We start from the raw sequence: 8,974 nt of genomic DNA on the forward strand, positions 1-8,974 counted from the left end.
CTTGTGAGGTGTCGGAAGGGCGGACGGTGCCGTCGTGGCGGTTGGGTGAGCACGTCAGCGCCACGTATGGGGCCGCCGACGAGTGCCGCGACCTGCTCGCCGGGTTCGTGAGGTCCGGGGTCCGCCCAGGTCGGCGCGTGGTCGTGTTCCTCGACGCGGACGACACCGACCTGGCGCGGCACCTCGCCGCGGCCGCGCCCCAGGCGACGGCCGGGCAGCTGATCGTCGTGCTGTACGGCACCGGGTTCACCGCGTCCGGCGCCGAACGGGTCCAGCAGATGCTCGACGGTCTCGTCACCGTCCGGGACGAGGCGTTCGCCGACGGGTACGAGACGGTGTACGTCGCCGGGAAGATGACGTGGACGCTGCGGGCCGGGTTCGACACCGCCGACCTCGTCGCCTACGAGTCGGCCGTCAACGCGTTCTTCGGCGACGGCCGGATCGCCGGGCTCTGCCTGTACGACCGCCGCAGCTTCGACAGGGAGGCCATCGGCGCGATCGCGGCCACGCACGCCGGGCCGCTGCTGCGCTTCACCGTCGGCGGCTGGGGCGCGCACCTGCGGCTGTCCGGCGAGCTCGACGCGTCCAACACGGGCGCGCTGCCGTCGATCCTCGGCATGGTCACCGAGGCCGACAGCACCGTGCTGCTCGACGCCAGCGACCTGGAGTTCCTCGACGCGGCCGCGGCCCGCGCGATCATCGGGTTCGCCGCGTCCCGGCCCAACTGGCACACCGTCGTGCGCTGCACCCGCGGCGTCCGGCAGGCACTCGACCTCGTCGGCGCCGCCGAGGTGCCGACGCTCGTGCTCCGCGACCAGGTCATGGGCGGATGACCGGTCGGGTGCTTCACCGCCGGTCCGGCGGGGTATGACTGTCCGCGTGCCTGCCTTTCCCCGCGGTGTAGCGACCTACTACGAGACCTCCGGCCACGCGCGCGTCGACATCGCGCCCGAGGTCGTGCAGACGGTGACGTCGCTGCTCGGACCGCCCGCCACCGGGCCCGCCGCAGCGGGCCGGGGACCGGTGGTGCCGTCCGGGCCGCTGCCGGCGGTGCCGCGCACCTGGGGGTGGATGCTGCAGCTGTACGGGCTGCGCTCGGCCGGCTCGTGGGGCGTCGGTGACTTCGCCGACCTCGCCGCCTTCACCCGCTGGGCCGCGTCGACGGGCGCCGGGGCGGTCCTCGTCAACCCCCTGCACGCCGTCGCACCCGTCGATCCGCTGCCGTCCTCGCCGTACTCGCCGTCGTCGCGCCGGTTCGTGAACCCGCTGTACCTGCGGATCACCGACCTGCCGGAGTACCGGTCCGCCGCGCCGGACGTCCGCGCCGCCGTCGACGCGCTGCGCCCCGCCGAACCGGCCGACGGGCTGATCGACTACGACGGCGTGTGGCGGGCGAAACGCGCGGCGCTGTCCCTGCTGTGCCCGGCGGCCGGGGGTGCCGCCACCGAGCGCCCCGAGCGTTCGGAGCCGGCGGACTTCGCCGTGTACTGCGCGCTCGTCGCCGACCACGGCCCCGACTGGCGTACCTGGCCCACTGAGCTGCGGCAGCCCGGACCGGCCGCGTACGCGGCCGCCGACCCGGCGGCGGTCGCGTTCCACAGCTGGCTGCAGCAGCGCTGCGCCGAGCAGCTGGCGGCCGCGAACGCCGCCGCGGCCGGGATGTCCGTCGGGATCATCCACGACCTCGCCGTCGGCATCGACCCCGGCGGCGCCGACGCGTGGACGATGCAGGGCGTGATCGCCGCCGGGGCGAAGATCGGCGCGCCGCCGGACGCGTTCAACCAGCAGGGCCAGGACTGGGGGCTCGCCACGTGGAGCCCGGACCGGCTCGTCGACACCGGCTACGCCGCCTGGCGGACCCTGCTGCGTGACATCTTCCGGCACGCCGGCGGGCTGCGCGTCGACCACGTCGCCGGCCTGTGGCGGCTGTGGTGGGTGCCGCCGGGCCAGACCCCGGCGCAGGGCACGTACGTGTACTACGACGACGAGGCGATGCTCGGCATCCTCGTGGAGGAGGCGAAGCTCGCCGGCGCGGTCGTCGTCGGCGAGGACCTCGGCACCGTCGAGGAGGTCGTCACCACCACCCTGCAGGACCGCAACATCCTCGGCTCGGCCGTGCTGTGGTTCACCCGCGACGACGACGGCCGGTTCCTGCCGCCCGGCGACTGGCCCGAGAACGCGCTCGCCAGCATCTCCACCCACGACCTGCCGACCGCCGCCGGGTTCCTGTCCGGCGAGCACGTCCTGTCCCGCGCGGAGGCCGGCGTCCTCACCCGCGACGTGAAGCTCGAATGGGCCGACGCCACCGCCGACCGGACGGCGCTGCTGGACCTGCTGGACGCCGAAGGGCTCACCGGCCCCGACAGCACCGACGAGGAGATCGTCCTCGCCATGCACCAGCTGCTGGCACGCACCCCGTGCCGGATCGTGCTCGCGTCCCCGTACGACGTCCTCGGCGAGGTCCGCCAGCCGAACCTGCCCGGAACCACCACGCAGTACCCGAACTGGCGGATCCCGCTGCCGCTGCCGCTGGAGGAGCTGACCACCGACCCGCGGATGCGGCAGATCGCGGACCTGTTCTCCGCCGAGATCTCGGTGGCGCGCCCTTGACGGGGTCGCTCAAGATGGGTGCCCGGAATCCCACGATCAGGGAGCGGGCGGATGTCGAGCGGGAACAGCTACCTTCAGCAGGTCGTCGCGCAGCAGGAGCGCCTCGAGAGTGACCTGAGGTCCAAGCGCAGCGTCGCGGCACCGGCCGCCGTCGCGCCGGGCGGGCCGACCCGCGGCGGCGGTGGCGGTGGCGGTGGCCGGGTGCAGGCGAGCCAGCCGGCGCCGAACGCCGTCGAGGTCCGCGTCACCGGGTTCGGCCGGTGGAAGACCGTCATCGTCCCGCCGAACGCGTTCGTGGTGCACACCCGCCGCGGCCGTAGCGAACCCCTGCACGTCGGGCTCGGCGTGTCGTTCCGGTACAACCCCGCGACCGACTCCTACCTCGTCGTGCCCGGCGCCATGCAGACCATCCTGATCAACGCCTTCTGCATCTGCCGGGAGCTGCAGGGCGTCCTCGTCCAGGCGTACGTGCAGTGGATCATCGAGGACTTCTCCACCGCGTACCGCAAGCTCGACTTCGGCGACGCCGAGGACCCGATGCGGCTGGTGAACCTGCAGCTCAAGGAGCAGGCCGAGGCCGCGATCAAGGACAAGGTCGCCACCCTCGGCGTCAGCGACGTCCTCAGCGACAAGCAGCCCATCATCGAGGAGCTCACCGCCCGGCTGCGGGCCGTCGCCGAAGGCACCTCCGGGGACGGTGCCGGGGGCTCCTCCGCGGGTCTCGGCCTGCGGATCGTCACCGTGCAGATCAAGGAGGCCGTGGTCAGCTCGTCGCGGCTGTGGGAGAACCTGCAGAAGCCGTACCGCTCCGAGCAGGGCCGCATCGCCCGGCTCGCCGAGCTCGCCGCCGAGGAGGCGATCGGCGCCCGTGAGCTCGCCGCGTCCCGGCTGCGGCAGACCCAGCAGATCGAGAGCGACCGGGAGCTGGCCGAGCTGCGCGCCCGCAACGCCGCCGTGCAGTTCGACCAGGAGGCGCAGGAGCAGCTGCGCCGCTCGCAACGGCAGGAGGAGGACAGCCGCGCCCTCGCCGACCTGCAGGACGCCACGTCCCGGCACGCCATGGCCCTGGAGCGGTCCCGGGCCGCGGAGGAGGCGGAGATCGGCCGGCTGCGGATCGAACGCGACACCGAGCTGCGCCGCCTCACCGTCAACGGCGAGCTGGCCGTCGAGGCGATCCGCGCCCAGGCCGTCCACGAGCAGGCGCTGCTCAAGCTGGACCGGACCCGGCTGCGCGCCGAGATCGACAACTCGCAGTCCGCCGAGGCGATCCAGGCGAAGCTCGTCGGCTCCCTGCCCGAGATCGTCGCGAAGCTGCCCAAGCCCGCGGAGCTTCGCACCGTCACCATCGGCGGCAACGACACCTCGACCGTCGGCGGCCTCCTCGCGGAGCTCGCCAGCGTCGTCGGCGCGCTGCAGGCGACCTTGAAGAAGCCCTGACCGCGGCTATTCGACGGGCATGAACGGGCGCTTGCACCGGCGGCGGGCCGTCGGGTCGAGGTGCCGCCAGCGGATCGTCGCCATGCTCCGCCCGTCCGGCAGCGTGTGCATGAACACCCCTTCGACCGGCAGGAACCCGGCCGAGGCGAGCCAGCGGCGGCTCGCCTCGTTGTCGGTCTCGGACCTGGCCCGCAGCTCGGTGATGCCGAAGTGCCGGTGGGCGAAGGCGCACACGACCTGCAGGGCCTCCCGGCCGAAGCCGAACCGGCGGAACGCCGGGTGGACGAGGCCGCCGACCTCCAGGTAGCCGTCGTCGGCCCGGCCGAAGCCGACGCTGACGACGGCGACACCGGTCTGCGGGTCGCGGCCGACGAACTCGGCGCCCTCGTCGGCGATGACCATCGGGTCGGTGTCGTCCTGGTCGACCCAGGGCCCATCCTCGCCCCAGCCGAGCCGGAACCTCGCCTCGGCGTCGGCCAGCTGGGCCCACACGTCGATCAGTTCCTGCCGGCGCGGCACCGACACCTCCAGCCGCGCCGTCGTCGCGCTGTGCGCCCCGCCGAACCCGCACCGCAGTACCGGCGCCGCCGTGTCGACCATGGTTGTCGACGGTACCCGACGGCGCCGGCTGCGCCGGCTCAGGCGGAACCGCTGCGCGGCGCCAGCTCAGGCGGAACCGCTGCGCGGCGCTAGCTCAGGCGGAACCGCTGCGCGGCTCTAGCTCAGGCGGAACTGCTGGGCGGCGGAGCCGTTGCAGTCCCAGATGCGCAGGGCGGTGCCGTTGGCGGTGGCCCCGTTGGGGGAGTCCAGGCAGCGGCCCGACTGCGGGTTGCGCAGTGAGCCGTCCGCTTGCTGGACCCACTGCTGGCCGCCGACACCGTTGCAGTCCCACAGCTGGACGGCGGCGCCGTTGGTGGTCACGTTGCCGGCGACGTCGAGGCAGCGGCCCAGGGTGCGCAGGGTGCCGCCGGACGGCGTCCAGTGCTGGTCGGCGGCGGATGCCAGGCAGTCCCACAGCTGGACGCGGGCACCGTTGACGCCGATGTCGTCGCCGTTGACGTCGACGCACTTACCACCCGGACCGGCGATCGTGCCCGTCGCCAGGCGGAACACCTGCGCCGCGGAGCCGTTGCAGTCCCAGATCCGCAGGCGGGTGCCGTTGGCGGTGGCGCCGTTGGGCGAGTCGAGGCAGCGGCCGGACGCCGGGTTGCGCAGGGTGCCGTTGGCCTGCGGCACCCACTGCTGCGCGCCGCCGCCGTTGCAGTCCCACAGCTGGACGAGGGCGCCGTTGGCGGTCGAGCCGCCCGTGACGTCGAGGCAGCGGCCCAGGGTGCGCAGCGTGCCGCCGGAGGCCGTCCAGTGCTGGTCGGCGGCGGACGCCAGGCAGTCCCACAGCTGCACCGCGGCGCCGTTTCCGCCGGAGTCGTCGCCGGACACGTCGACGCACTTGCCGCCCGGGCCGGTGAGGAAGCCGCCGGCGGCCGGGGCGGGTCTGGCCTCCACGCCGGTCGCGGTCATCGTCACCCGCTGGATCGAGCCGTCACCGTTGAAGTACATGCGGTCCAGCGCCGCGTACCGCTTGCTGTAGTCGCCGTTCTGGTAGCGGTGGTAGACCATGTACCAGTCGTCGGTGCCCGGGTACTGCAGCAGGCCGTTGTGGCCGGGACCGTTGTAGGCGCCGGCCGCGGACAGGATCTGCCCGCCGTAGGTCCACGGGCCGAGCGGGCCCGGGCCGGTGGAGTACTGCACGTTGTAGCTGTTGTCGGCGTAGGAGCCGTTGGAGTACTGCAGGTAGTAGCGGCCGCCCCGCTTGAACACGAACGGCGCCTCGGTGAAGTTCTGCGGCCGCTGGACGGTGACCGTGCCGCTGACCGAGGTCATGTCGGCGCCGAGCCGGAAGACGCCCATGTTGCCGCCGCCGGCCGAACCGCCGAAGTACAGGTACGCCTGGCCGTCGTCGTCGACGAACACCATCGGGTCGATCGCCTCGATGCCGTTGAACAGCTTCCCCTGCACCAGCGGCGAGCCCTTGTCGCGGCACGGGCCGACAGGGGAGTCGCAGACGGCGACGGCGACGGACGTGGCGATCGCCGTGTAGAAGTAGTACTTCCCGTTGCGGTACACCATGTCCGGCGCCCACGTGCGGGTGTCGGTGGAGGCCCAGCTGACGGTGGCGCGGTCCAGCACGACGCCGGCGTCGACCCAGTTGGTGAGGTCGGTGGAGCGCCACGCGTGGAAGTACCGGCCGGGCGCGTCGGTCGAGCCGCCGCTCGCGGTCGTGTACACGTAGTAAGCGCCGTTGAACAGCTCGATCGAGGGGTCCGGGTGGTCCCCGGGGAGGATCGGGTTTCCTGAGGTGGCGGCGAGCGCGGGTCGCATGGGGGCCACCAGCAGCCCCACAAGCAGTGCCGCCAGGGCGAGGACACGTTTCATCGCAAACTCCTGACCTGACACATGGCGGTGTGTCGATGCCAGATTATGCGCACATGCGGCGCCTTGTGAAAGATCTTGTTGAAAAATGTTCCACTTGACTTCCGTACACCGGCGGCATTGAATAACCAATAGGTTAGATAACCAAGTGGTGAGGTAACCCATGGTCACCGATCAGCTCAGCATGACCTTCGCCGCGCTCGCCGACCCGACCCGGCGGGCGATCCTGGCCCGGCTGACCCGCGGCGAGGCGACCGTGAAGGAGCTGTCCGCGCCGTTCGCCATGAGCGGCCCGGCGATCTCCAAGCACCTGCGGGTCCTGGAGCACGCCGGCCTGATCAGCCGCGGCCGCGAGGCGCAGTGGCGGCCCTGCCGGCTGGAGGCGGCCCCCATGCGCGAGGTGACGGAGTTCGCCGAGGAGTACCGGCGGTTCTGGGACAGCAGCTACGCGCGACTCGACAGCTACCTGCAGACCCTGCAGCAGAAGGACGGCACCGATGATTGACCCCAACGCCACCGCGTTCGACCTGCCGAGCGACGTGGAGATCCAGATCCGGCGGACCCTCGCGGCGCCGCGGGCGCTAGTCTTCGACTGCTACACGAAACCCGAGCACCTGCCCAACTGGATGACCGGCCCGCCCGGGTGGACCATGCCGGTCTGCGAGATCGACCTGCGCCCCGGCGGCACCTACCGGTACGTGCTGCGCGGCGAAGACGCCGCCGAGATGACGCTCACCGGCACGTTCACCGAGGTGCGGCGCCCGCTGCGGCTCGTGGCCACCGAGACGTGGGGCCCCGGGTTCCCCGAGACGCTCAACACCGTGACGTTCGAGGCCGCCGGCAGCCACACCACCGTCACCACCCTCGTGCGCTACCCGTCGCAGGAGGCGCGCGACGCCGCCCTGCGGTCCGGGATGAAGGAAGGCCTCGAGGCCGGCTTCACCAGCCTGGAGTCGTACGCGCAGGGCGTCACCCTCCCGCCCGTGCCCGACATGCGCCTCGAGCTGGTGCCGGTGCCCGTCGCCGACGTCGACCGCGCCGTCGGGTTCTACGTCGACCTGCTGGGCTTCCACCTCGACCACGACATCAGGCCCAGCGACGACATCCGCGTCACCCAGCTCACCCCGCCCGGCTCGGCGTGCTCGATCGTGCTGTACAAGAACCTGCCCGGCCTCGACCAGCCCGCCGGCACCCTGCGTGGCCTGCACCTCGTCGTCGCCGACATCCACAAGTCCCGCGAGCTGCTGCTCGCCCGCGGCGCCGACGTCGCCGACGTCGATGACATGGGCGGCATCCTGTACGCCGCCCTCGCCGACCCGGACGGCAACACCTGGCTGCTGCAGGAGATCCCGCCGCGGCCCTGACACCCGCCCGGCGCCCACGGCCGCGCCGTGCTCCTCGCGGCTGTGGGCGCCCCTTTCGCTCAGCGGTGATCTAGGCTTCTCCGGGTGCCGATGACGTTCCCGTCCCACGCCGCGGCCGTCCTGCCGCTGAAGTTCGGGCGACGGCGGTGGTTCGACGGGGTGGCGCTGGTCATCGGCTCGGCCGCGCCGGACTTCCCGTACTCGGTCGCGCCGTACGTGCAGTACAACGCGCACACGTGGCTGGGCCTGCTCGTCTTCTGCGTCCCGGCGACTGACCTGGCTGACCTGGCTGACCCGCCGCGCCGCCCCCGCGGTCGTCGCCCACCTGCCCCGCTGGACCCACGACTACGCGGTGCTGCGCGTGCACCGCTTCCCGTTGCTCGTGACGTGCCTGTCCGCCTGGATCGGTGCCTTCTCCCACCGGGCATGGGACCTCGTCACCCACGCGGGCGTCCCGGCCCGCGGCACCCAGGACTGGACGTTCCTGAACGCGACGGCGTTCGCCGGCCAGCCCTGGTGGCGCGTCCTGCACTACGGCTCGACCGTCGCCGGCGCGCTGCTCGTCCTCGCCGCCGCCCGCCACATCCACCGCACCCGCTGGCTGCTCGCTGACGGCCCTGCCCCGTCCTTCCCGCCGAACCCGCGGGTGTTCTGGTCGGCGGCCGCCCTGATCGCGGTGCCGGGCGTCGCGATCCAGCCGTTCCTGACCTGGTTCACCGAGCCTCAGGCCATCATCGTGCGTCTCCTGGAGGTCGGCTGCCTGGCCCTCCTCACCGCCGCGGCCGCCGTCCACCTCAAGTCCCACCGCCCGCTGCACCCCGCCACCGGTTGACCGGCCAGGCCTGGTGGCTCCTGACCCAACCCAAGCGCGTGAACGCGAAGGATCTCGCCGAGGTGATCCAAGGACAGCAGTGGCCGCCTGCACGGCCAGTTCCGTCCGTGGATCACGCGTCGACTTCCGGTGGCGTCCCCGTCGCCGGGCCGCGGACTCAGGTGGGTGGACGCGAAGGGTCTCGCCGAGGTGATCCAAGGACAGCGGTGGCCGCCTGCACGGCCAGTTCCGTCCGTGGATCACGCGTCGACTTCCGGTGGCGTCCCCGTCGCCGGGCCGCGGACTCAGGTGGGTGGACGCG

At 72.6% G+C, this 8,974-nt stretch carries 8 protein-coding genes and 1 pseudogene; 7 read left to right on the top strand and 2 right to left on the bottom strand.

Annotated elements, in window-relative coordinates:
• Positions 1-8: 8 nt before the first annotated feature.
• The 3 genes from ACFY3L_RS18735 to ACFY3L_RS18745 are packed head-to-tail and all read left to right on the top strand — an operon-like array spanning position 9 to position 4,047.
• Complete coding sequence (locus tag ACFY3L_RS18735; protein ID WP_389325008.1) at positions 9-833, top strand: MEDS domain-containing protein; 825 nt, start codon at positions 9-11, stop codon at positions 831-833.
• A 46-nt stretch (positions 834-879) separates the two neighbouring features.
• The gene (gene malQ, locus ACFY3L_RS18740) at positions 880-2,610 is read left to right on the top strand and encodes a 4-alpha-glucanotransferase (RefSeq protein WP_389325011.1); all 1,731 of its coding nucleotides are present in this window, start codon (positions 880-882) and stop codon (positions 2,608-2,610) included.
• 51 nt (positions 2,611-2,661) lie between these two features.
• On the top strand, positions 2,662-4,047 hold the full coding sequence (locus ACFY3L_RS18745; protein ID WP_389325014.1) for an SPFH domain-containing protein: 1,386 nt from the start codon (positions 2,662-2,664) through the stop codon (positions 4,045-4,047).
• A gap of 6 nt (positions 4,048-4,053) precedes the next feature.
• Here ACFY3L_RS18745 and ACFY3L_RS18750 read toward each other — a convergent pair whose 3' ends face one another.
• Positions 4,054-4,647 carry a GNAT family N-acetyltransferase gene (locus tag ACFY3L_RS18750; protein ID WP_389325017.1) on the bottom strand — a complete coding sequence of 198 codons (594 nt, stop codon included), beginning with the start codon at positions 4,645-4,647 and terminating at the stop codon, positions 4,054-4,056.
• A gap of 117 nt (positions 4,648-4,764) precedes the next feature.
• Complete coding sequence (locus tag ACFY3L_RS18755; protein WP_389325020.1) at positions 4,765-6,480, bottom strand: family 43 glycosylhydrolase; 1,716 nt, start codon at positions 6,478-6,480, stop codon at positions 4,765-4,767.
• A 160-nt stretch (positions 6,481-6,640) separates the two neighbouring features.
• Here ACFY3L_RS18755 and ACFY3L_RS18760 point away from each other — a divergent pair, with 160 nt between their 5' ends.
• From ACFY3L_RS18760 to ACFY3L_RS18775, 4 genes and pseudogenes are all read left to right on the top strand, one after another.
• Positions 6,641-6,982 (top strand): ArsR/SmtB family transcription factor, encoded by a 342-nt coding sequence (locus ACFY3L_RS18760; RefSeq protein ID WP_389325023.1) that lies wholly within the window; start codon positions 6,641-6,643, stop codon positions 6,980-6,982.
• Positions 6,975-7,841 (top strand): SRPBCC domain-containing protein, encoded by an 867-nt coding sequence (locus tag ACFY3L_RS18765; protein WP_389325026.1) that lies wholly within the window; start codon positions 6,975-6,977, stop codon positions 7,839-7,841. Before ACFY3L_RS18760 ends, ACFY3L_RS18765 begins: the two co-directional genes overlap by 8 nt.
• A 90-nt stretch (positions 7,842-7,931) precedes the next feature.
• Positions 7,932-8,099: pseudogene (locus ACFY3L_RS18770) on the top strand (DUF4184 family protein); the annotation flags it as partial.
• A 31-nt stretch (positions 8,100-8,130) separates the two neighbouring features.
• Complete coding sequence (locus tag ACFY3L_RS18775; RefSeq protein ID WP_389326073.1) at positions 8,131-8,673, top strand: DUF4184 family protein; 543 nt, start codon at positions 8,131-8,133, stop codon at positions 8,671-8,673.
• The last annotated feature ends 301 nt before the right edge of the window (positions 8,674-8,974 follow it).

Origin of the sequence: Dactylosporangium sp. NPDC000521 (assembly GCF_042898305.1) — a bacterium.
Taxonomy (GTDB): domain Bacteria; phylum Actinomycetota; class Actinomycetes; order Mycobacteriales; family Micromonosporaceae; genus Dactylosporangium.

Excerpts from the sequence above, each read along its gene's own strand:
- ACFY3L_RS18745 (WP_389325014.1), top strand. The coding sequence starts at position 2,662 with ATGTCGAGCGGGAACAGCTACCTTCAGCAGGTCGTCGCGCAGCAGGAG.
- ACFY3L_RS18750 (WP_389325017.1), bottom strand. The coding sequence starts at position 4,647 with ATGGTCGACACGGCGGCGCCGGTACTGCGGTGCGGGTTCGGCGGGGCG.
- ACFY3L_RS18755 (WP_389325020.1), bottom strand. The coding sequence starts at position 6,480 with ATGAAACGTGTCCTCGCCCTGGCGGCACTGCTTGTGGGGCTGCTGGTG.
- ACFY3L_RS18760 (WP_389325023.1), top strand. The coding sequence starts at position 6,641 with ATGGTCACCGATCAGCTCAGCATGACCTTCGCCGCGCTCGCCGACCCG.
- ACFY3L_RS18765 (WP_389325026.1), top strand. The coding sequence starts at position 6,975 with ATGATTGACCCCAACGCCACCGCGTTCGACCTGCCGAGCGACGTGGAG.